Genomic DNA, 21,841 nt, shown 5'->3' with positions numbered 1-21,841 from the left:
CGTGGATGAGTTGGTGTTGCGGCCGGTGTCGGTGGGGTCGGCTGGTGGGCGGCCGTTGTACGGGGTGCGGTGGGATGTTTGGGAGCCTGTGGTGCCTCGGGACAGCAGGCCGAGCGCGCACCCGGCGAGGGGCGGCGGCACCGTCCCGCAGGTCCCGGTGCCGGTGACTCCGAGCGGCGACCAGTCGTTCACCTCCCGCCCGGTGCCACCGACCATGGCCCCACTGCCCCAGCCTTGGCGACGTCCGGGGCGAGGGCTCAGTGGCGGTCCCGGCGCTCGACGTACAGGCGGTTGCCCTTGGGGCCGGTCCATTCCACCCGTACGACGCCGGGCACGGCGGCCTCGGCCACACGCGACGGGTTCGACCAGTACCCGAAGTTCGGGTTGCGGAAGAACGTCGCCCACAGCCTGCCGTCGGAGTCCTCGAAGAAGTTGTTGTGGCCGGCGCCGACACCGGCCGTCCAGCGCTCGGAGTACGGGCCCTCGAAGCTGTCCGAGACCGCGACGACCGCGTCGTACTGGAACCGCACGCGACCGGTGCCGCCCGGGTCGTAGGCCTGGCGGGAGGTGCCGTCGGCATTGACCGACGTCCAGTCCCATGCGGCGTGGAGGAGGAAGTACTTCCCCCCGTGCTTGAAGACGTACGCGCCCTCGAGGTACGGCTCCGGCGTGTACGGGGTCTGTTCGAACGCGGGAAGGTCCGTCGTCGGGACGATGTCCTCCATGTCGTCGCGGAACTTCGCGTACAGGTTGTTGTGCAGCACCAGCCACGCGTCGTCACCCTCGGAGTAGAGGCTGCCGTCGATGTGGTGGTAGGCGCCGGGCTCGATGAAGCCGGGCCCCCCGATGAACGAGTCCCCGAAGGGCTTCTCCAGGTTGCCCTCGACGAGCCTGTACGGGCCCTCGACCCCGCCCTCGCTCACGAGCATGAACGAGCCCACCTTCTCGGAGTGGTCACCCATGCACGCGACGATGTACCACTTCCCGCGGAAACGGTGCAGCTCGGGGGCCCACGCCTGGCCGCGCTTGCCGAACTGCTCGTCGTACCAGTACTCCTGCCACGGAGCCACCACCGTGCGCCCGGGCCGGTTCTCGTCGGTGAACTCGGGTGACCACACCTTGCCCTTCTCCGCCCCGGGCCGGATTCCCGTCGTGTCGGCCAGCCTCCACGGGCCTCCGAGGGAGCGGGCGGTCCAGACGAAGATGCCGTCGTTCCACGGGCCGGCCGCTTCGAGTCCGGGTACGCGGGTGGTGCCCGTGGCGACGTAGAGCGGACTGCCGTCGACGACGAAGCAGTTGACGTAGGTGTCCCGCATCCAGACCACTCCGCGCTCCCTGTCACGGGGGCGCAGCTCCAGCGGGAGGACGAAGGAGTTGTCCTCCCGGGGCCACAGGTCCGGCCGGGTGTCCGCCAGGCCGTAGGGCTCGGGGTCCGGCCAGTTCGCCGGGTGGCGTCGTTTCGCCGCGGCCCGAGCGGCGGCGGTGGGAGCCGGCGCGGCCTGCGCCGCGGGCGCGGCGGCCACGGGCAGTGCCGCCGCCGCTCCCACTCCGGCGGCGCGGGACAGCAGGGACCGCCGGCCGAGCTGCGGCCTGTTCTCGGTGCTGGTCATCGGTCACGTTCTCCTTCGTTCGTCGGGAAGCCCGGAACTCGGAGGTCCGGAGTCCGGGAGGTCCGGAGCCCGGGGCCCTCCGGGAGGGCCGTTCGGCGGGCATGCCGGACCGCCGGGTCCGGTTGCGGTTCCGGTGGTCCGCGTCCGGCCGCTCCACCGCACGCCGGCGCCCCGGCCGGACGGACCGGGTGGCGGCACGTCACGGCGTCGCGGGCTACGGAATCCGAGCCTCCGCACGGAGTCGTCCGGGACGGCCCGGCGGGGTCGGCGCCGCCGCTCCGTATGGACACGGCGGCTTTGACCGGCAGTTCGGGTACGCGCTCGTCGCGCCCCGCCGGAAGCGTGCCGTGGGGCCGTCCTCGGATGGCATGTCGATCAGCATGCGAACCCCTGTTGATCTCCGTCAACGGACCGCAGAATTAATCCGGAGTGTCCGGCTCGTCGGCATATCCGCGACTCACCCGTCTCCGCAGGTCGATGGGGTGCCGACGGGCACGCCGGGGACATCACGATCGAATAACGTCCCAGCCCGCAACCGTCCGGGAACCTCAAATCGAGCTCTGAACGTCCCCTGTTCCGGGTTCGGAGGAGCCTGACGGGGCCATGACCCCTGCACAGAACGGGGAGGGGACATCATGAAGCTGGGAATCGGTATCGGATGGCGCCCGGAGATCGCGGACGCCGTCGAGGCGCTGCCGGGTATCGACTGGGTCGAGGCGGTCGCGGAGAACCTCTGCACGGACCATCTCCCCGAGTCCCTCGTGCGCCTGCGGGAACGCGGGGTCACGGTCGTCCCGCACGGGGTCGCGCTCGGCCTGGGCGGAGCCGGCCGCCCCGATCCCGGACGCCTCGCCGGCCTGGCCGCGCGGGCCGAGCTGCTCGGCACGCCGTTGGTGACGGAGCACATCGCCTTCGTACGCGCGGGAGGTCCGCCCACCGCGTCACCGGTGCTGGAAGCGGGACATCTGCTGCCGGTGCCCCGGACCTGGGACGCTCTGGACGTGCTGTGCGAGAACGTGCGGATCGCCCAGGACTCGCTGCCCGTCCCGCTGGCCCTGGAGAACATCGCCGCGCTGATCTCCTGGCCCGGCGAGGAGCTGACCGAGGGGCAGTTCCTCGCGGAGCTGGTCGAGCGCACCGGCGTGCGGCTGCTGATCGACGTCGCCAACCTGCACACGAACCACGTCAACCGCGGTGAGGACCCCGCGACCGCGCTGGACGAACTGCCGGTGGAGGCCATCGCGTACGTCCACGTGGCGGGCGGCGTCGAGAAGGACGGCGTCTGGCACGACACGCACGCCCACCCGGTGACACGCCCCGTGCTGGACGTCCTGACGCAGCTGCGCTCCCGCGTCGACCCGCCGGGGGTCCTGCTGGAGCGCGACGACGACTTCCCGCCGGCCGAGGAACTGGCCGGTGAACTGAACGCGATCCGCGGCACGCTGGCCGCGGCAGCCGGCGCTCCGCCGAAGGGCCGACGGCGGCCCGCCCCGCCGCTGGAGCCCGGCGTCCGCCCCGCGGGCGCCCGCGACCGGACCGCCGCGGCGCAGACCGCGCTGCTCTCGGCCCTGGTGGCCGGCACCCCGGCGCCGGACGGCTTCGACCACCGGCGCCTCGGGGTGCAGAGCCGTGCCCTGGCCGGAAAACGGGCCGACGTGGTCGCCATGGTCGCACCGGAGCTGGCCGAAATCCTCGGCGAGGGCTACCGGAAGGCGTTCCTCGCGTACGCCGAAAACAGGCCGATGTCCGCCGGTTACCGCCGCGACGCCCTCGGCTTCGCCGAGCAGCTCCTGGTCTCGGGCCAACCGGCCGACGAGGCTTCCAGGCGACGTCTGACCCGCTGGTGGCAGGACCGGGCCGGGCCGCGTCCGCCGCGCCGCGCCGCCCGCCTTGTCCACGCCGCCCGTACCGCCCTCCTGGGAAGGTGACCCCGATGAACGCGCTCGCCCTTCTGCTGACACTCGCCGTGGCCGTGTCCTCGACGCTTCTGATCATCGCGACCAGCAGCTCCGCTGCGCGGGGAAGCGGCTCGGTGGCGTACGTGCACGACCTGTACGAGGCAGCATTTCTCAGTGGCGGCCCCGCCAGGGTGGTGGACACCGCGCTCACCCGCATGCACGCGGACGGGCGGCTGGCCGTCGGTGGCCCCGGCATCGTCGCGGTCCTGCGGAACGAGGCACATGACTCGGTGGAACGCGCGGTGCTCCAGGAGCTGACCGCGGCTCCGAGCGGCGCCCTGCACACCCTGCGGGAGGCCGTGATGCGGCACCCGGCGGTGCAGGAGATCGGCGACGGTCTCGCCGCCCGGGGCCTGCTGGTCGCACCCGGCGAGAGCCGGCGGCGGCGGGTCTGGGCGCGCACGCTGTTCGTCGGGTGCTTCCTGGGCTTCCCGGTCGGTATCGCGCTGACCATCTCCGAGTACGTCCAGCACGACGGGTACACGGACACCCCGTTCCCCTTCATCGTGAAGGTGCTGCCGGCGCTCCTGACCGGGGTCGTGGTCGGTCTGAGCACCGCGGCGGCGGGCAGGGCACGGCTCACCCGAGCCGGGCGCAGGGCCGCCGACGACTACCGCACGGCCAACGCCCATCTGACCGACCCGGCCCACGTGGTGGCCACGTCGGGGCTGCGCGCACTCCCCGACCCGGAGCTGCAGGGACAGTTGGTGGCCGCCGCACGGCAACGACCCCCAGGGCGTACCAGGTCGGGCTCCCGGTCCTCCGCATCGGGCACCGGCGCCGCGTTCGTACCGGTCGCGTGGTGCGCCGGTACGAGTCCCCGTGGCGGGAGCTGCGGAGGCTCGGCCGGCGGGGGCGGCGACTCGGGAACGGGATCCACGTGCAGCTCGGGGTCGGGCTGCGGCAGCGGCGGTGGGAGCGGGTCGAGCTGCGGCGGTGGGAGCGGGTCCAGTTGCAGCAGCGGGTCCAGTTGCAGCAGCGGGTCGAGCTGCGGCGGCGGATCCAGTTGCGGCAGCAGCTCCTGAGCCGCGCGGAGTTGCCGGGCGCACGAATCCGGCCACCGATGACCACCTGTGACCGAGATGCGTCCATATGGTGAACAGGCCATGGCGCTTCCCTGCCGGTCTCGCATAGAACTCGGCCATGCTCTGGGTCATGCTCCTTCTGGTCGCGTGGGGTGCGGCCGCCGTCACCTGCACCCGGCTGTGCCTCGTCACCGCGGGTGCCGCCCACCGGCCGCCCGGCACCGCCGGGGCCGCAGCCTCCCCCGAACTCAATCTGTACGAAACGGCGTTCCTGGCCGGCGGACCGCAGCGGGTGGCCGATCTGGCGCTGGTCTCCATGCACCTGCGGCGCCGACTACTGCTCGCCCACACGGGCTGGGCGACGGTCGTCGACCCGGAGGGGCGGGACGAGGTCGAACGCACCGTGCTCCGCGCGATCGGCCCGGAAGGGCAGTCCCGGATAGCCCCTCTCCGGGCCGCCGCCGCGACGGCCGACACCGTACGCGCCCTGGCCGACCGCCTGGTGACGGCGGGGCTCGCCGTACCGCACGGCACCCGGACGAGCCTGGAATCGGCCGCACGCGCGGTGCGTGGCGCGGTGGTGCTGGTGGTGGCCCTGGCGGCCGTGGCCATGCTGATGCCAGGTCAGGGGGCCGGCCACGCGGGTCCGGTGGCCGCCTGGTTCGGGCTGCCGCTGCTGCTGACGCTGGGCTGCCTGGCCATCGCCCGGATGGAGAACCACCCCTACAGCCCGTGGGCCTCCCCGTCCGGGCAGCACTGGCTGGACTCACTGCCGGCACCGGCGCGCGGCGCGGACCGCGATCTTCTGGCGGCGGTGGCGGTGCGGGGCGTAGGAGCCCTGGAGGACCCGGACCTGAGAGCGGCCATGCTCAGCGGGGCACGGTCGGGGGTCTGATCCGTCGGTCGGAGACAGCACAGCACCAGGGCCGCCCACATGGGTGCGGCCCTGGTGCTGTCATATCGAGTTGTGCGGCCCGGGACACATCGGCCGGACCCGGCGAGGAGAGACGGTCCGCGGGGAGGAATGGCTGACTCCCCCGCAGACCGCGACCGTTCGCCGGCCGTCGGCCGATGTGTACCCGGCACCGGACCCGGTGTCGCTGGAACGACGGGCGGCGTCACACACGCCGTTGCCCGCCAACTGATCTTCCGGGTCGGGATGACCGGAAACGCTGGCTATGCGAGTCCGGACACCAATTCTGCGACGGACTTCCTGCGGCCCGTGTAGAAGGGGACCTCCTCGCGGACGTGGAGCCGCGCCTCGGAGGCCCGCAGGTGACGCATGAGGTCGACGATGCGGTACAGCTCGTCGGCCTCGAAGGCGAGCACCCACTCGTAGTCTCCCAGCGAGAAGGAGGCGACGGTGTTGGCGCGCACGTCGGGGTAGCCACGGGCCATCTTGCCGTGGTCCGAGAGCATGCGGCGGCGGTCCTCGTCGGGCAGCAGGTACCAGTCGTAGCTGCGCACGAAGGGGTACACGCTGATGTAGTCGCGCGGGGTCTCGTCGGCCAGGAAGGCCGGCACGTGCGACTTGTTGAACTCGGCGGGGCGGTGCAGCGCCATGTTCGACCAGACCGGCTCCAGGGCCCGGCCCAGCTTCGTGCGCCGGAAGAGGTTGTACGCCTCCTGGAGCTCGTCGGAGGTCTCCGCGTGCCACCAGATCATCAGGTCGGCATCGGCCCGCAGACCGGACACGTCGTAGGTGCCACGGACCGTGACGTCCTTCGCCGCGAGCTGGTCGAACAGCTCCTGGACCTCGTCGGCGTAACCGGCGCGGTCGAGCGGAAGGACGTCCTTCAGCCTGAAGACGGACCACAGGGTGTAGCGGATGACCTCGTTGAGGTCCTTGGCCTTCTTGCCTGCGTTCGGAAGCTTTTCTGGCGCACTCATACGGCTATTGTCCCGCCTCGCTCCCCGTGCCCCGAACCCGGGTCGGCGTGTTGTCGATCTCCCCCGCGTGCCCGCCCGTGAGGTCCTGGACGATCTCGTCCGCCGCACGGTGGGCGCTCGCGACGCAGGCCGGGATCCCGACGCCGTCGTACACGGCTCCGCACACCCGCAGACCGGGCAGCTTGGCGACCTCGTCGCGGATCCGGGCGACCCGGGTGAGGTGCCCCACGGGGTACTGGGGCAGCCCGCCGATCCACCGGGTGACCTCGGTGTCCACGGGCCGCGCGGTCAGTCCGGTCGCGGAGGCGAGGTCACCGAGGGAGGCGGCGACGAGCTCGGAGTCCTCACGGTGCAGGTGCTCCTCCTCGCCGTAGCGTCCGACGGAGGTGCGCAGCACGAAGAGGTCGGGGGCCGCGTCCGCGACCCACTGCCACTTGTTGCTGGAGAAGGTCGCGGCCTTGATGGTGCGACCGTCGACGGGCGGTACGAGGAATCCGGAGCGTCCGCGGAGTGCGTCGGTCCCCGCGATGTCGGCGCGCCGGAAGGCCATGGTCACCAGGGCCATCGAGGCGTACTCGACGGCGGCGAGCTTGACGGCGGCCGCCGGGCACTCGGCGGCGAGCAGTGTGGACGCGGACCAGGCGGGAGTGGCCAGGACGAGGGCGTCAGCGGTGATCACCCGGCGGTCGGTGCGCACGTCCCAGCCCTCGCCGGTCCGGGTCAGGCCGAGAACCGGGGTCTCCGTGAGGATCTCGGCGCCCCCGGCCCGCACGGCGTCGGCCACGGCGCCCGGCAGGGTGCCGATGCCCCCTTCGATGCCCTGGAAGACCGGTCCTGTCCGCTGCCGCGCGGCAGCCCTCTCCTGGATGCGGAGTACGCCGTCGAGGAGCGGGCCACCCTCCTTCACAACCTCGAAGAGCTGCGGCACGGCCGCACGCATCGAGATCCGGTAGGCGTCGCCCGCGTACACCCCGCCGAGCAGCGGTTCCACCAGCCGGTCGACGACCTCACGGCCGAGACGGTCGGCGACGTAACTGCCGACCGCCACGTCGTCACCGACGGCGGTCGGGGTGAGTTCGCGCTCCTCGGCGATCCTGGCGAGGCCCTCGGGCGAGAGCACACCGCTGAGCGCCGACGGGTCCCCCGGCACGCCCATCACGTGTCCCTTGGGCATGGGGCGCAGGGCGTCGCGGGTCCAGACCGACGCGGTGGCGGTGGCGGGCGGCCCGAGCCGGTCGCCGAGCCCCACCGCGGTCGCCAGCGCGACCGCTTCGGGCCGCCGCGCGAGCATCGACTCGGCGCCGAGGTCGACCCGGGTGCCCGCGATCTCGCCGGTCATCAGCTTGCCGCCGAGCCGCGCGGTGGCCTCCAGGACGGTGACCCGAAGACCCGAGGCCAACAGCCGGTGGGCCGCGGCGAGTCCGGCGATGCCGCCGCCGATGACGACGGCATGGCCCGTGCGTGTGGTGTCGCGCTGAAGAGGACGCTGCATGGGTCCACTCTCTCAAACCCGTCCCGAGTCCCGAACGTGACCACTTCGAAACCCAAGGACGGCAACCCGAGGACGGCACCGGGACGTCGAACCTGCGCCATGGACAACACGCCCTGGGGGGACGCTCATGCCATACGAACGACACACGGACAGCCACCCGCCGACCCGGCCGGCACGCCGCCGGCCGCGTGTGCTGGCCGCCGCCGGGCTGCTCGCGGTCCTGCTGACCACCGGCGCGTGCGGTGCCTCGTCCGACAGCGGTACGGCGTCCGGCGCCAAGGCGGCGGCGGACCACGCGGCGGGTGCCGGTGCGAGATCGGCCGAGAGGCCCGCGGGCAAGGCCTCGTCGGCGCCGGATCAGGGTTCCGCGGCCGCGGTCCACGTCATCCGGACGGCCACGCTGTACATCGAGGTCAGGAGCGTGCCCAAGGCTGTCGCCGCAGCCCGCGGCGTCGCGGTGGACGCCGGCGGTCTCGTCGCCGAGGAGACCACGGAACGGGTCGACGACACCCACGACACGTCCCACCTCGTCCTGCGTGTGCCCCAGGCCCGCTACGACGAGGTGCTGAGCAGCCTCGCGGGGACCGGGAAGCTGTTGTCCCGGACGTCCAGGGCGAAGGACGTGACGGGGCAGGTCGTCGACGTCGATAGCCGGATCGCCACCCAGCGGGCGAGCGTCGCCCGGGTCCGCGACCTGATGGACAGGGCCGGCAAGATCACCGACGTGGTGGCGCTGGAAGGTGAACTGAGCAGCCGCCAGGCCGACCTGGAGTCCCTGCTCGCCCAGCAGGCATCGCTGAAGGACCGTACGTCGCTGGCGACGATCACCCTCGACCTCGGCGAACCGGAGGGGAGCGCCGGGGATCCCGAGGACGAGGGAACCGGCTTCGTGGACGCGCTGGCCGGCGGCTGGGACGCGTTCGTGACGATGCTGCGCTGGATCGCGGTGGCGATCGGTGCCACGGCTCCGTTCCTGGCCGCCGCGGCCGTCCTGTCGGTCCTGTGGCGGCTGCTGCGCGGCCGTCTGCCCCGGCACCGTACGACGCCCCGGCAGACCACGGAGCCGTCCGAGGTCCCACCCGCCCCGTAGGCGCCGTAGCGTGGGCCCCTGATCCTGCTCGACGGCGGCGAAGGGACCCGGCATGGCGACGGAGCGACTGGTGGTCGTCGGAGGCGACGCGGCGGGCATGTCCGCCGCGTCGCAGGCCCGCAGGCTCAGGGGGCCCGAGGCGATGAGCATCGTCGCCTTCGAACGCGGCGAGTTCACCTCGTACTCCGCCTGCGGCATCCCGTACTGGGTGAGCGGCGACGTCGAGGGGCCGGACGCCCTCATCGCGCGCACACCCGAGGAGCACCGGGCCCGCTCCATCGATCTGCGCACCCGCACCGAGGTGACGGAGATCGACGTCGCCGGGCACCGCGTACGGGCGCTGGACCACCGCAACGGTGAGACGTACTGGACGGGCTACGACAAGCTCGTGATCGCCACGGGCGCCCGGCCGGTGCGCCCCGACCTGCCGGGGATCGACGCTCCGGGCGTCCACGGCGTACAGACCCTGGGCGACGGACAGGCGCTGCTGGCCTCGCTGGACCGGGCGCCGGGCAGGCGGGCGGTCGTCGTCGGGGCGGGCTACATCGGCGTCGAGATGGCCGAGGCGATGCTCAAGCGCGGCTTCGAGGTGACGGTGCTCAACCGGGGAGCCCAGCCGATGGCGACGCTCGATCCGGACATGGGCCGCCTGGTCCACGACGCGATGGACGGACTGGGCATCACCACGGTCAACGGCGCAACGGTCACCCGGATCGAGACCGGCCCGGACGGCCGGGTCACCGCGGTCGCCACGGACGGGGACACCTACCCCGCGGACGTCGTCGTGCTGGGCATCGGCGTCGAGCCGGAGACCGGCCTGGCACGCGAGGCGGGCCTGCCGCTGGGACCGCACGGCGGTCTTCTGACGGACCTGTCGATGCGGGTCACGGGGCAGGACGACATCTGGGCGGGCGGGGACTGCGTCGAGGTCATGGACCTCGTGGCGCGCCGTACCCGGCACATCGCGCTCGGCACCCACGCGAACAAGCACGGGCAGATCATCGGGTCCAACGTCGGGGGCGGCTACGGCACGTTCCCCGGCGTGGTCGGTACGGCGGTGAGCAAGGTGTGCGACCTGGAGATCGCCAGGACCGGGCTACGGGAGAAGGACGCGACGGCGGTCGGTCTGCGCTACGTCACGGCGACGATCGAGTCGACGGGCCGCGCCGGCTACTATCCCGGCGCGAAGCCGATGACGGTGAAGATGCTCGCGGAGTACCGCACCGGCCGGCTCCTGGGTGTACAGATCGTCGGCCGCGAGGGAGCGGCGAAGCGCGTGGACGTCGCGGCCGTGGCGCTCACCGCCGGGATGACGGTGGAGGCCATGACGGCCCTCGACCTCGGCTACGCCCCGCCGTTCTCCCCGGTCTGGGACCCGGTCCTGGTGGCCGCCCGCAAGGCCGTGTCGGCGGTGCGGGCGAGCCTCCGGGAGGACGCCTGATCAGACGGACGTCTGCTGGTGGACGTACTCCACCAGGCGCGTGAGGGCGTCGGGGTCGGTGGTCGGCATGACGCCGTGCCCGAGGTTGAAGATGTGGCCCTCGAGACCGGCGGCCGCGTCGAGCACCTCGCGGGCCTTCTCCTCCACCGCCTCGGTCGGCGCGAACAGCACCGCCGGGTCGAGGTTGCCCTGGAGCGCCTTGCCGGGGCCGACCCGGCGGGCGCCCTCGTCCATCGGGACGCGCCAGTCGACTCCGACGACGTCCGCCCCGGCCTCGCCCATCAGGCCGAGCAGCTCTCCGGTGCCGACGCCGAAGTGGATGCGGGGGACGCCGTAGGACGCGACGGCGTCGAAGACCTTCGCCGAGGCCGGCATCACCGAGCGGCGGTAGTCCGCAGGGGCCAGGGCGCCGACCCAGGAGTCGAAGAGCTGGACCGCGGAGGCGCCGGCCTCGATCTGGACCTTCAGGAACGCGCCGGTGATCTCCGCGAGCCGGTCGAGCAGCTCCGCCCAGAGCTGCGGGTCGCCGTACATCATGGCCTTGGTCCGCTCGTGGTTGCGGGACGGGCCGCCCTCCACGAGGTAGCTCGCCAGCGTGAACGGCGCACCGGCGAAGCCGATCAGCGGTGTGGCCCCGAGCTCGGCGGTGAGCATCCCGATGGCCTCGGTGACGTACGGGACGTCCTCGGGCGTGAGGTCGCGCAGCCGGGCCAGGTCCGCGCGGGTGCGGATCGGCTCGGCGATCACCGGGCCCACACCGGGCTTGATGTCGAGATCGATGCCGATGGCCTTGAGCGGCACGACGATGTCGCTGAAGTAGATCGCGGCGTCGACCTTGTGGCGGCGCACCGGCTGCAGAGTGATCTCGGTGACGAGCTCCGGCATCATGCAGGAGTCGAGCATCGCGATGCCCTCGCGGACCTTGAGGTACTCGGGCAGCGAGCGTCCCGCCTGACGCATGAACCAGACCGGGGTGTGGGGCACCGGCTCACGGCGGCAGGCCTTGAGGAAGGCCGATTCATGGGTGGCGGGGGACGTCCGCAGGCCCGAGGACGGGCCCTCCCCTGATCGGACGGAGCTGAGCTCTTGGGGAAGGTCGTTGGCACTCACGCACAGAATCTTCGCACGGAGCGGCCATAAGCCGGACGCCGCATGGGTGTCCCTCCCTGCACGGCGCTCCGGTTCCGCCTACTCTTCCCGGCATGGCTCCGGCTCAGGGACAATTTTCCGATCATTCCGATGGCACTGACAGCGAGGAGGGTGCGGACGGCGAAACCGTCCCGCTCGCGTTCCGGTCGGCGATCGACGCGCTGCGTTCCGCCCGTCTGCGCCCCGAACTGGAGGTTGAGCCCACCCGGCCGCCGAAGCGCCTGGCCCCGCACGCGTACGCACTGGAGGCCGCCGTCGTGGACGGCGAGGAGGACCTGGCCGACGGCCGCCTCGTCCTCCTGCACGATCCGTCCGGGCACGACGCCTGGCAGGGCACGTTCCGCTTGGTGACGCTCGTACGGGCCGAACTGGAGCCGGAGATGGCGGCCGACCCGCTGCTTCCGGAGGTGTGCTGGTCCTGGCTCACGGGGGCACTGGACGCCCGGGGGCTTTCGTACGGGGAGGCCGGCGGCACGGTGACGCGCGCCGGCTCGCACTACTTCGGCACGCTCTCCGCGCGCCGCCCGGCCACGCAGATCGAGATCCGGGCCTCGTGGACTCCCCGCGAGGGGCGCGGCGGGGTCCCGGACGCGGGGGCGCATCTGGTCGCGTGGGGCGATCTGCTCTGCCAGCTCGCCGGCCTGCCGCCGTCGGGTGCGGCGGAGGCGGCGGTGGTGACCCTGCCCCAGAGGCGCGGACCCCAGGTCTCATAACGCTGCGTCACCTTTCGGGAGAGCCGGTCGCACGAGGACCGGCTCTCTTTTCGTACAATCGATCGCGCGTCCTATTTGCCCGAATTGTTACTCACTAAATCGTGATCTTCCCCTAAAGGAGGACGCACCTGCTGCCGAAGAGGTCAATGACCCTTCAAGCACGGTTCGCCCCGGCTTCATCCCCGAGCCGGCCCGTCCCCGCCACTCCCCAGGAGGCCTGGTGTCCGTTCTCCTCGAGCAGCCCGCAAGCCTGGTCGCCTACCGCCCGAACAAACCGACGGCCATGGTCGTCGTGGCCGACCCGCGCGTCCGATCCACCGTCACCCGCCATCTGTGGGCACTCGGGGTTCGTGACGTCATCGAGGCGTCGTCCATCGCGGAGGCCCGCCCCCGCGTCGGCAACCCACGCGACATCTGCGTTGCCGACGTCCACCTGCCCGACGGTTCCGGGCTGACCCTGCTGTCCGAGACCCGAGCCGCCGGCTGGCCGAACGGCCTCGCCCTCTCGGCCGCCGATGACATCGGCGCCGTACGCAACGCCCTCGCGGGCGGGGTGAAGGGCTACGTCGTCACCGGCACCCGTACCAACATCGGTCACCCCACCCGTCCCGGCATGGCGCCGATCGGCGCCAACGCCGCCCGCATGCACCGCAGGCCGCCCGGCTCCCCGAGCCACCCCGGCGGCTACCGCGAACTCTCCGGCCGTGAGGTGGAGGTGCTCCGCCTGGTCGCCGAAGGCCAGTCCAACAAGGCCATCGGCGTCTCGATGGGCCTCTCCGCCCTCACCGTCAAGAGCCACCTCGCCCGCATCGCCCGCAAGCTCGGCACCGGTGACCGCGCCGGAATGGTCGCCGTGGCACTGCGCACGGGCATCATCCACTGACCCCTCCTCCCGCCGGCACCTGCACGGATGCGTATCCGGCCGGTTTACGCGCATGGCTGCCCGTCGACGGAACGTTCCGTCGGCGGGCAGCGCGCATACACAGATACCCTTGGCATGTGACCGACGCCCAAGAGACCGCAGAAGACACTTCACTGCGAACCACCGGGGGCGCCCCCCCGGACGACGTCGCCCCGGCGCCGATCCCCTTGCTCGAACCGCGCGAGGGCATTCCGCCGGTGGTGGCGACCGACGACGCGCTGGCGCGGGTGATCGCGGACTTCGCCGCCGGCACCGGCCCCGTGGCCGTCGACGCCGAGCGCGCCTCGGGCTATCGCTACGGGCAGCGCGCCTACCTCGTGCAGCTGCGCCGTGAGGGTGCGGGAAGCGCCCTGGTCGACCCGGTCGGCTGCCCCGACCTGTCGGGGCTCGGCGAGGCGCTCACCGGAGCCGAGTGGATCCTGCACGCCGCGACCCAGGACCTCCCCTGCCTGCGCGACATAGGCATGACGCCGACCTCGCTCTTCGACACGGAGCTCGCCGGACGGCTGGCGGGTTTCCCCCGCGTCGGCCTCGGCGCCATAGTCGAGAACGTCCTCGGCTACGCCCTGGAGAAGGGCCACTCCGCGGTCGACTGGTCCACCCGCCCGCTTCCCGAGCCCTGGCTGCGTTACGCCGCGCTCGACGTCGAGCTGCTGGTGGATCTGCGCAACGCCCTGGAGGAGGAACTGGACCGGCAGGGCAAGCTGGAGTGGGCGCTGGAGGAGTTCGCAGCGATCGCCTCGGCACCGCCCGCTCCCCCGCGCAAGGACCCGTGGCGCCGCACCTCGGGCATGCACAAGGTGCGCCGCCGCCGTCAGATCGCGGTCGTACGGGAGCTGTGGACGGCTCGTGACCAGGTGGCGCAGCGCCGTGACGTCTCGCCCGGCAAGGTGCTCGGTGACGCCGCGATCATCGAGGCCGCCCTGGCTCTGCCGGCCAACGTCCAGGCGCTCACCGCGCTGCCGGGCTTCGGGCACCGGATGGGGCGCCGTCAGCTGGAGCAGTGGCAGGCGGCCGTCGACCGGGCCAGGGAACTGCCCGAGTCGGAGCTGCCCCAGCCCGGCCAGCAGCCGGCGGGCCCGCCGCCGCCCCGCTCCTGGGCGGACAAGGACCCGGCCGCCGCGGCGAGGCTGTCGGCGGCCCGGACCGCCGTGACCGAGCTCGCCGAGCGGCTCCACATGCCGCAGGAGAACCTGATCACCCCGGACACCGTGCGCCGGGTGTGCTGGGAGCCGCCCAAGGCCCTGACCCCGGACGCGGTCGAGACCGCGCTCGCGGGACACGGTGCGCGCCACTGGCAGATCGAGCAGGTCGGCCCCCTGCTGCTGCGGGCCCTGGACACGAGCGCCTGACACGTCCCACACGTGTGCCCCCCCCCTGACGGACGACAGATCCGGCACGGGGGCGCACGCGTGTCGGGAGCACCCCAGGGGCGGCCTCATCCAGCAGGATCGATTTCACGCCAGTTACCCGGCCTTCCCTGGCCACCGGCGACGCCCCAGGGTGTGTGACGTTCGCCGCTCCGGTGATGGGGGGTGGGCAGTCCGGTTACCCGCAAGTAGCATGAGGGGCGTGGCGTGCCGATGCGTGCGCCCGCAGCAGTGCCATCCCGCACCCTGGAGGAGAGCCACCGTGCCTCGTACCATCCGGGACGTCGTCTTCGTCGACGGCGTCCGCACCCCGTTCGGCAAAGCGGGCCCGAAGGGCATCTACCACGAGACCCGCGCCGACGATCTCGTCGTGAAGGCCATCCGGGAGCTGCTGCGCCGCAACCCGGACCTGGACCCCGCGAAGATCGACGAGGTCGCCATCGCCGCGACCACCCAGATCGGCGACCAGGGCCTCACTCTCGGACGTACCGCCGGAATCCTGGCGGGTCTGCCGCAGTCGGTCCCGGGTTACTCCATCGACCGCATGTGCGCGGGCGCCCTGACCGCCGTCACGTCGACGGCCGGCTCCATCGCCTTCGGCGCGTACGACGTCGTCATCGCCGGCGGTGTCGAGCACATGGGCCGCCACCCGATGGGCGAGAGCGTGGACCCGAATCCGCGCCTCGTGTCGGAGAAGCTGGTCGACGAGTCCGCCCTCTTCATGGGCATGACCGCGGAGAACCTGCACGACAGGTACCCCTCGATCACCAAGCAGCGCGCCGACGAGTACGCGGTCCGGTCGCAGGAGAAGGCCGCCAAGGCGTACGCCAACGGCAAGATCCAGCAGGACCTGGTGCCGGTCTCCGTGCGCCGCACCGACCCGGCCGTCGGCGAGACGGGCTGGGGCCTGGTCACCGCCGACGAGCCGATGCGCCCGGGCACCACCCTGGAGTCCCTGGCCGGCCTGAAGACCCCGTTCCGCGCCCACGGCCGCGTGACGGCCGGTAACGCCGCGGGTCTCAACGACGGCGCCACCGCCTCGCTCCTCGCGTCCGAGGAGACCGCCCGCGAGCTGGGCCTCCCGGTCAAGATGCGCCTCGTGTCGTACGCCTTCGCGGGTGTCGAGCCGGAGGTCATGGGCTACGGCCCGATCCCGGCGACGGAGAAGGCCCTGGCCAAGGCGGGTCTCTCCATCGAGGACATCGGCCTCTTCGAGATCAACGAGGCCTTCGCCGTCCAGGTGCTCGCCTTCCTCGAGCACTACGGCATCGCCGACGACGACGCGCGCGTCAACCAGTACGGCGGCGCGATCGCCTACGGCCACCCGCTCGCATCCTCCGGCGTCCGCCTGATGACTCAGCTGGCCCGCCAGTTCGAGGAGCAGCCGGAGGTCCGCTACGGCCTGACGACCATGTGCGTCGGCTTCGGCATGGGCGCGACGGTCGTCTGGGAGAACCCGAACTTCGACGGAGGCAACAAGTGAGCACCACCACCACTGAGCTTCTGAAGGGCGCGGCCGAGCTGTTCCCCGGCGAGGTCGTCACGCAGGCGCACGTACGCCACCTCGACCTGCCGGGCGGCGCGGGCCGTTTCGCCCTCATCACGCTGGACAACGGCTTCGACCACACCAAGCCGACCACCGTCGGCCCTCAGTCGCTGGCGAACCTGAACGCCGCCGTCGACCAGGTCGAGAAGGAGGCGGCCGAGGGCACGATCGTCGGTGTCGGTGTGACCGGCAAGCCGTTCATCTTCGCGGTGGGCGCGGACCTCAAGGGCGTCGAGCTCCTCAAGGAGCACAAGGACGCGCTGGCCATCGGCAAGGGCGGCCACGACGTCTTCCGCCGTCTCTCGGGCCTCGCGGTCCCGACGTTCGCGTACTACAACGGCGCGGCGATGGGCGGCGGCGTCGAGATCGGGCTGCACTGCTCGTACCGCACCGTCTCCAGTGCGCTGCCCGCGTTCTCGCTGCCCGAGGTCTTCCTCGGCCTGGTCCCCGGCTGGGGCGGCTGCGCGCTGCTCCCCAACCTGATCGGCGCCGACCGCGCCGTTTCGGTGATCATCGAGAACTCGCTGAACCAGAACCGCCAGCTCAAGGGCAAGCAGGTCTTCGAGCTCGGGATCGCCGACGCCCTCTTCGAGGGCGCGGACTTCCTGGAGCAGTCGCTGATCTGGACCGCGGCCGTCCTCAAGGGCGAGATCGCGGTGGAGCGTCCCGAGGTCGACCGCGGTGACGCCTGGGACCAGGCCGTCGCGCGCGGCAAGGCGATCGCGGACTCCAAGGTGCACGGCGCGGCCCCCGCCGCGTACCGCGCGCTGGAGATCATCGCCGCAGCGAAGTCCGGCGACCTGGGCGCCGGCTTCGACGCCGAGGACCAGGCCCTCGCGGACCTGATCATGGGCGGAGAGCTCCGCTCGGGGATCTACTCCTTCAACCTGGTCCAGAAGCGCGCCAAGCGCCCGGCCGGCGCTCCGGACAAGGCTCTGGCCCGCCCGGTCACCAAGGTCGGCGTCGTCGGCGCGGGTCTGATGGCCAGCCAGCTCGCGCTGCTCTTCCTGCGTCGCCTCGAGGTCCCTGTCGTCCTCACGGACATCGACCAGGCGCGCGTCGACAAGGGCGTGGGCTACGTCCACGCCGAGATCGAGAAGCTGCTCGGCAAGGGCCGCATCAACCAGGACAAGGCCAACCGCCTCAAGGCCCTGGTCTCCGGTGTGCTGGACAAGGCGGAGGGCTTCTCCGACGCCGACTTCATCATCGAGGCCGTCTTCGAGGAGATCGGCGTCAAGCAGAAGGTGTTCGCCGAAGTCGAGGCGGTCGCCCCGGCGCACGCGATCCTCGCCACGAACACCTCGTCCCTCTCGGTCACCGAGATGGCGTCGAAGCTGAAGAACCCCGAGCGGGTCGTCGGCTTCCACTTCTTCAACCCGGTCGCGATCCTCCCGCTCCTGGAGATCGTCCGCGGCGAGCAGACCGACGACGCCTCGCTGGCCACGGCCTTCGGTGTCGCCCGCAAGCTGAAGAAGACCGCGGTGCTGGTGAAGGACGCCCCGGCGTTCGTCGTCAACCGCATCCTCACCCGCTTCATGGGCGAGATCCAGAACATCATCGACGAGGGCACCCCGGTCGAGACCGCGGAGAAGGCCATCGAGCCCCTCGGCCTGCCGATGTCCCCCCTGGTGCTGCTGGAGCTGGTCGGCCCGGCCATCGGTCTGCACGTCTCCGAGACCCTGAACCGCGCCTTCCCGGAGCGCTTCACGGTCTCCGAGAACCTCGCGGCCGTGGTGAAGGCCGGCAAGCGCGGCTTCTACGTCTACGACTCCGGGAAGCCGGAGCTGGACCCGGAGGTCGCGGCTCTCCTCAAGCAGGGCGACACCGTCCTGACGGAGGAGCAGGTCCGCGACCGCGTCCTGGACGCGGTGGCGCAGGAGATCGGCCTGATGCTGGACGAGGGCGTCGTCGCCGAGGCCCAGGACATCGACCTCTGCCTGATCACCGGCGCGGGCTGGCCCTTCCACCTGGGCGGCATCACGCCGTACCTGGACCGTGAGGGCGTCTCCGAGCGGGTCAACGGGAAGCGGTTCCTGGAGCAGGGCGTGGCGAGCGTCCCGGCGTAACACCCGAAGCGCAAGCGGCAAGGGTACGGCTCGGGCACGAGTCGTACCCTTCGCCGTGCCCGGGCGCCCTGACTCGACGAGCTCGTGACAGAATGTCGCATCTCACCCCATAGCTCGGGCGGCTTCCCGTTCCCGGGAGAAACGACGGTCACGGGCGGTCATGTCGAGCAACGAGAGACCGACGAGCCGGAGAGCGATGCTGCTCGCGGGCGGCGGCACCCTGGTCGCCGCCACAGGCGTCGGCGTGGTACTCGGCAGGCGTGAGCAGCGCACACCCACTCCCCGGGGCGTGGTCGGACACTTCGATGTCGACGCGGCTTCCGAACTGCTGCGCCCCACTCCGCTGCACGACATCACCGGGCCGCAGTCGATCGCGTTCGACGAACGCGGCCGGCTCTACGCGCTCCAGGTCATGCAGGACGGCATCCGGCTGCCCGACGAGGAGCGGGCCGCGTCCGGGAAGGCACGGCGACTGGCCGGGGACATGTGCGTCACGGCGTACCCCGGCGGCGGAGAGGCGCCGCGGCACATGTATCTGCGGGGATTCGGGCACGGGATCTCGATGGGCGTGGAGCCCTCCGGCGAGGTCCCGCTGCTCTGGGTGGAATCCGACGCCGACACACGGACCGGATACGGACGTGCGGTGGCCAGGATCCCCTTCCGCCACGGCACGGTACTGGACAGCACGTCACCCTCCGTACGCCATCACCGGCCCCTGCCCCACAGCCACCGCATCCATCCGGCCGTCGACACGGCCGCCGGGCGCGTCCTGGTGAGCCACTGGGCCGGCAGGTCCCACCGTTACGCGGTCTATGCCCTGGACGAGTTCCTCTCGGGCTCGTACCGGCCGCTGCTCGACCTGCGGAACCCCGCCCTGCGCAGCGGCGAGACGCTCCAGGGCTGCACCGCGCACGGGGATCACATCTACCAGCTCACGGGGACCCCCTACACGGACGCGGAAGGCGACAATCCGCCGGAGTCCGGCGGGGACACCTACGTGTCGGCCATCGACATGCGCAGCGGGAGGACCGCCGGGCGGCGCAAGGTGTCCGTGGCGCCCGGCCTGCACTTCCGGGAGCCCGAGGGGCTCGCCGTCCGGCCGGGGGGCGAGCCGGGACTCTGCGTGGCCTTCTCGGTGAAATCCGACGATCGCCGGAATCTCGCGGTCTACGCGTGCCCTTCCTGACGAGGAGCGACCTCACCGCACAGCCGTCACTCAACGTGATGATTCACATGCGCGCGATCACAAGAAGCGAGCAATTCATAACTGTTCGGTATCCAGTCATCAAATATTCGACTTTTCCCGTTTGAAAGTTCACCAAATCTTTCACGATTGTCTAATATTCGCTCTGATGCTTCACGAGCTCCTGACACACCGTCCGCCCCTCGGATAGACCCCCGCGGACCGGCCCCCACTGTGATGACGTGCGGCACCCCTGTCTCCCGCCGGCACCGTCGCCGTGCGTTCGCACAAGATCACTGAAGGAGGGGCTGTCCCCAGATGGGCAAGCCACAGCGCCAAGCCGCGCTCGGGATTCTGATCACGACCGCACTGGTGGGCAGCTTCGTCGCCATGATGGCGGCGGTCGTGATGGTCTCCCTCCCGGTCTTCGCCTACGCCGCAGCGGTCAGCTACGGGGCGGACCTCCTCCTTCACACCGCACAGTCCTCGACGCTGGACCGCCTCAGGGACTCGCGTTTCGGTCTGACCATCCGCTTCCTGATACGGCAGTTCCTCCTGCTGGCCCTCTGCGGCGTCATGATCGACCTCGACTCGTTCGTCGTGCAGATGACGGCGGTGGGCCTGCTCCTCCTCTTCGTCATGCAGCTGGTCTACGGGGCTCTGCTCAAGCGGGTCCGGTCCGAACGCTCGGCGCTGCCTTTCACCACCCGCGGGCTGGACCTCGAGGCGCTCGGCATCCGGCGCCTGCCGCACCCGTTCCTCATGGACAAGCACGTCCGCAAGATGCTGCACCTGGACGTCCCACTGGTCGCCGGCGCCATCGGCACGATCGCCTCGGACGACTGGCGTTACGTGACCTTCGGTGGGATCGCGACGGTCTGGTTCGCCTTCGTCGCGGTGCTGGTTCTGCTGCCGGGCGCCAAGAACGCGCTGATCCTGCCCAGCCCCGACGAGGCCCTGGACGAGCTCAACTGGCAGCTCTCGCAGTACCGGCCGCAGGTCGCGCTGTACTTCACCTTCGCCGCGGTGTCACGGGACTTCATGTACCAGGTGAACATGTGGCTGGAGTCGCTGGAGGGGCTGGACCTGCGCCCCATCATCGTCCTGCGCGAGCGCGCGACCCTGCGCTACCTGGACGCCACCTCCGTGCCGGTCATCTGCGTCCCGAAGGCCGAGAACCTGGCCCGGGTCGAGATGCCGGAGCTGCGCGTCACCCTCTACCCGGGCAACGCCGGCAAGAACGTGCACATGCTGCAGCGCCACGAGGTCAAGCACGTCTTCATCGGCCACGGCGACAGCGACAAGCTGGCCAGCAGCAACCGCGTCAGCAAGGTCTTCGACGAGATCTGGGTCGCCGGCCGTGCGGGGCGCGACCGTTACGAACGCATCAAGCACGCCGTCTCCGCCCACCAGATCGTCGAGGTCGGCCGTCCGCAGCTGATGCCCCTGCGCCGGTGGACCGGCTCGGTCAATCACGAGACACCCACCGTCATCTACGCTCCCACCTGGGAGGGCTGGACCGACGACGCCTGCTACACCTCGGTCATCCCCGCCGGTGAGCACCTCGTGCGCTTGCTGCTCTCGCACGAGCGCAAGCTGCGGGTCATCTACAAGCCCCACCCACTGACCGGCACCCGTTCACCCGCCGCGGCGGCCGCGCACCGGCGCATCATCGCCCTCCTCCAGGAGGACAACACCCGCCGGTTCGGCCGGAAGGTCATGGACTCGAAGGCCGCCGCCCGCAGGCTGGCGCGCATAGACAAGCGGCTCACCGCCCTCCAGGAGCGCGGGGTCCGGTCCAAGTACCCGGACCTGTCCGAGGAGGAACGGACTGCCCGGATCCGCAAGTTCCGCGACCAGGCCGGCACGCTCTACTGGGACTCACTGCCCGTGGACGCCCACCACGTGGTGACGGAGAGGGTGCCTTCCCTGTACGACTGCTTCAACCACTCGGACCTGCTCATCGGCGACATGTCGAGCGTGGTCTCGGACTTCGTGGCGACGAGGAAACCGTACGCGATCTTCAACCTGGAGGGGCTCCCGGACGCGGAGTTCAGGAACGAGCAGCGGACCGCCTACGCCTCGTATCTGCTGGACCGCGAGTGCGACGGCCTGGAGGAAGCACTCACAGCGATGTTCTCCCGGGACCAGGACGTCATGGCCCCGTACCGGGAGCAGCTCAAGGAATACCTGCTCGGCCCGGACCACCCGCCGTCGACCGTGCGATTCGCCGAGGCCGCGAACGACCTCTATCGACGCGGGCTCGAGGACTTCCCGGTCGAGCACCCGGCGTTCGCGGAGTTCTCCGACGAGCCCGGCCGGCAGCCACGCCAGCCGGCATGACCGCCCGCACTCCTCCCGCATCGCGCACCTCGCCCTTTCCTGA

The 21,841-nt window shown here is 71.4% G+C and carries 17 protein-coding genes; 12 read left to right on the top strand and 5 right to left on the bottom strand.

Annotated elements, in window-relative coordinates:
* Positions 1-216: hypothetical protein (locus tag ABZ441_RS30045; protein WP_358979900.1), on the bottom strand; the 216-nt coding region annotated here is incomplete at its 3' end.
* Between the two features lie 41 nt (positions 217-257).
* A complete protein-coding gene (locus tag ABZ441_RS30040) occupies positions 258-1,610 on the bottom strand; it encodes a family 43 glycosylhydrolase (RefSeq protein WP_358979898.1) in 1,353 nt (450 codons plus the stop codon).
* A 635-nt stretch (positions 1,611-2,245) separates the two neighbouring features.
* Here ABZ441_RS30040 and ABZ441_RS30035 point away from each other — a divergent pair.
* The 3 genes from ABZ441_RS30035 to ABZ441_RS30025 all read left to right on the top strand — a co-directional run bounded on the left by ABZ441_RS30035 (position 2,246) and on the right by ABZ441_RS30025 (position 5,488).
* Positions 2,246-3,538: a DUF692 domain-containing protein gene (locus ABZ441_RS30035; protein ID WP_358979896.1), complete on the top strand. Its 1,293-nt coding sequence runs from the start codon at positions 2,246-2,248 to the stop codon at positions 3,536-3,538.
* Between the two features lie 5 nt (positions 3,539-3,543).
* Entirely contained in the window at positions 3,544-4,593 is a 1,050-nt protein-coding gene (locus tag ABZ441_RS30030) for a TIGR04222 domain-containing membrane protein (protein WP_358979894.1), read from the top strand.
* A gap of 118 nt (positions 4,594-4,711) precedes the next feature.
* A complete protein-coding gene (locus ABZ441_RS30025) occupies positions 4,712-5,488 on the top strand; it encodes a TIGR04222 domain-containing membrane protein (RefSeq protein ID WP_358979892.1) in 777 nt (258 codons plus the stop codon).
* 281 nt (positions 5,489-5,769) lie between these two features.
* Here ABZ441_RS30025 and hemQ read toward each other — a convergent pair whose 3' ends face one another.
* Together hemQ and hemG are read right to left on the bottom strand one after the other, a co-directional pair.
* Positions 5,770-6,483: a hydrogen peroxide-dependent heme synthase gene (gene hemQ / locus ABZ441_RS30020; protein ID WP_358979890.1), complete on the bottom strand. Its 714-nt coding sequence runs from the start codon at positions 6,481-6,483 to the stop codon at positions 5,770-5,772.
* A 4-nt stretch (positions 6,484-6,487) separates the two neighbouring features.
* Positions 6,488-7,975 carry a protoporphyrinogen oxidase gene (hemG, locus tag ABZ441_RS30015; protein ID WP_358979888.1) on the bottom strand — a complete coding sequence of 496 codons (1,488 nt, stop codon included), beginning with the start codon at positions 7,973-7,975 and terminating at the stop codon, positions 6,488-6,490.
* 127 nt (positions 7,976-8,102) lie between these two features.
* Here hemG and ABZ441_RS30010 point away from each other — a divergent pair, with 127 nt between their 5' ends.
* Positions 8,103-9,065, top strand: coding sequence for a DUF4349 domain-containing protein (locus ABZ441_RS30010; protein WP_358979886.1), 963 nt, complete (start codon positions 8,103-8,105; stop codon positions 9,063-9,065).
* Between the two features lie 52 nt (positions 9,066-9,117).
* Positions 9,118-10,506, top strand: a complete 1,389-nt coding sequence (locus ABZ441_RS30005) for an FAD-dependent oxidoreductase (protein WP_358979884.1) — start codon at positions 9,118-9,120, stop codon at positions 10,504-10,506.
* Here ABZ441_RS30005 and hemE read toward each other — a convergent pair whose 3' ends face one another.
* Positions 10,507-11,550 (bottom strand): uroporphyrinogen decarboxylase, encoded by a 1,044-nt coding sequence (gene hemE / locus ABZ441_RS30000; protein WP_358979904.1) that lies wholly within the window; start codon positions 11,548-11,550, stop codon positions 10,507-10,509.
* A gap of 158 nt (positions 11,551-11,708) precedes the next feature.
* Here hemE and ABZ441_RS29995 point away from each other — a divergent pair, with 158 nt between their 5' ends.
* From ABZ441_RS29995 to ABZ441_RS29965, 7 genes are all read left to right on the top strand, one after another.
* A complete protein-coding gene (locus ABZ441_RS29995) occupies positions 11,709-12,368 on the top strand; it encodes a DUF3000 domain-containing protein (RefSeq protein ID WP_358979882.1) in 660 nt (219 codons plus the stop codon).
* 220 nt (positions 12,369-12,588) lie between these two features.
* On the top strand, positions 12,589-13,251 hold the full coding sequence (locus ABZ441_RS29990) for a response regulator transcription factor (RefSeq protein ID WP_069169388.1): 663 nt from the start codon (positions 12,589-12,591) through the stop codon (positions 13,249-13,251).
* Positions 13,252-13,367: 116 nt separating this feature from the next.
* Entirely contained in the window at positions 13,368-14,642 is a 1,275-nt protein-coding gene (locus tag ABZ441_RS29985) for an HRDC domain-containing protein (protein ID WP_358979879.1), read from the top strand.
* Between the two features lie 280 nt (positions 14,643-14,922).
* The gene (locus ABZ441_RS29980) at positions 14,923-16,143 is read left to right on the top strand and encodes an acetyl-CoA C-acyltransferase (RefSeq protein WP_358979876.1); all 1,221 of its coding nucleotides are present in this window, start codon (positions 14,923-14,925) and stop codon (positions 16,141-16,143) included.
* Positions 16,140-18,272, top strand: coding sequence for a 3-hydroxyacyl-CoA dehydrogenase NAD-binding domain-containing protein (locus ABZ441_RS29975; RefSeq protein WP_358979874.1), 2,133 nt, complete (start codon positions 16,140-16,142; stop codon positions 18,270-18,272). The genes ABZ441_RS29980 and ABZ441_RS29975 overlap by 4 nt, the downstream gene beginning before the upstream one ends.
* Before the next feature lie 160 nt (positions 18,273-18,432).
* Positions 18,433-19,458, top strand: a complete 1,026-nt coding sequence (locus ABZ441_RS29970) for a signaling protein (protein ID WP_358979872.1) — start codon at positions 18,433-18,435, stop codon at positions 19,456-19,458.
* 315 nt (positions 19,459-19,773) lie between these two features.
* Complete coding sequence (locus tag ABZ441_RS29965) at positions 19,774-21,798, top strand: hypothetical protein (RefSeq protein WP_358979870.1); 2,025 nt, start codon at positions 19,774-19,776, stop codon at positions 21,796-21,798.
* Positions 21,799-21,841: the final 43 nt, after the last annotated feature.

Source organism: Streptomyces sp. NPDC005752 (assembly GCF_040630715.1).
Lineage (GTDB): Bacteria > Actinomycetota > Actinomycetes > Streptomycetales > Streptomycetaceae > Streptomyces.
Note: the sequence above shows the minus strand (reverse complement) of the source record. Positions and strands in the feature narration are given on the sequence as shown.

What these genes read in the sequence shown, in the direction of transcription:
- ABZ441_RS30040 (WP_358979898.1), bottom strand. Translation starts at nt 1,610, where the DNA reads ATGACCAGCACCGAGAACAGGCCGCAGCTCGGCCGGCGGTCCCTGCTG.
- ABZ441_RS30035 (WP_358979896.1), top strand. Translation starts at nt 2,246, where the DNA reads ATGAAGCTGGGAATCGGTATCGGATGGCGCCCGGAGATCGCGGACGCC.
- ABZ441_RS30030 (WP_358979894.1), top strand. Translation starts at nt 3,544, where the DNA reads ATGAACGCGCTCGCCCTTCTGCTGACACTCGCCGTGGCCGTGTCCTCG.
- ABZ441_RS30025 (WP_358979892.1), top strand. Translation starts at nt 4,712, where the DNA reads ATGCTCTGGGTCATGCTCCTTCTGGTCGCGTGGGGTGCGGCCGCCGTC.
- hemQ (WP_358979890.1), bottom strand. Translation starts at nt 6,483, where the DNA reads ATGAGTGCGCCAGAAAAGCTTCCGAACGCAGGCAAGAAGGCCAAGGAC.
- hemG (WP_358979888.1), bottom strand. Translation starts at nt 7,975, where the DNA reads ATGCAGCGTCCTCTTCAGCGCGACACCACACGCACGGGCCATGCCGTC.
- ABZ441_RS30010 (WP_358979886.1), top strand. Translation starts at nt 8,103, where the DNA reads ATGCCATACGAACGACACACGGACAGCCACCCGCCGACCCGGCCGGCA.
- ABZ441_RS30005 (WP_358979884.1), top strand. Translation starts at nt 9,118, where the DNA reads ATGGCGACGGAGCGACTGGTGGTCGTCGGAGGCGACGCGGCGGGCATG.
- ABZ441_RS29995 (WP_358979882.1), top strand. Translation starts at nt 11,709, where the DNA reads ATGGCTCCGGCTCAGGGACAATTTTCCGATCATTCCGATGGCACTGAC.
- ABZ441_RS29970 (WP_358979872.1), top strand. Translation starts at nt 18,433, where the DNA reads ATGTCGAGCAACGAGAGACCGACGAGCCGGAGAGCGATGCTGCTCGCG.
- ABZ441_RS29965 (WP_358979870.1), top strand. Translation starts at nt 19,774, where the DNA reads ATGGGCAAGCCACAGCGCCAAGCCGCGCTCGGGATTCTGATCACGACC.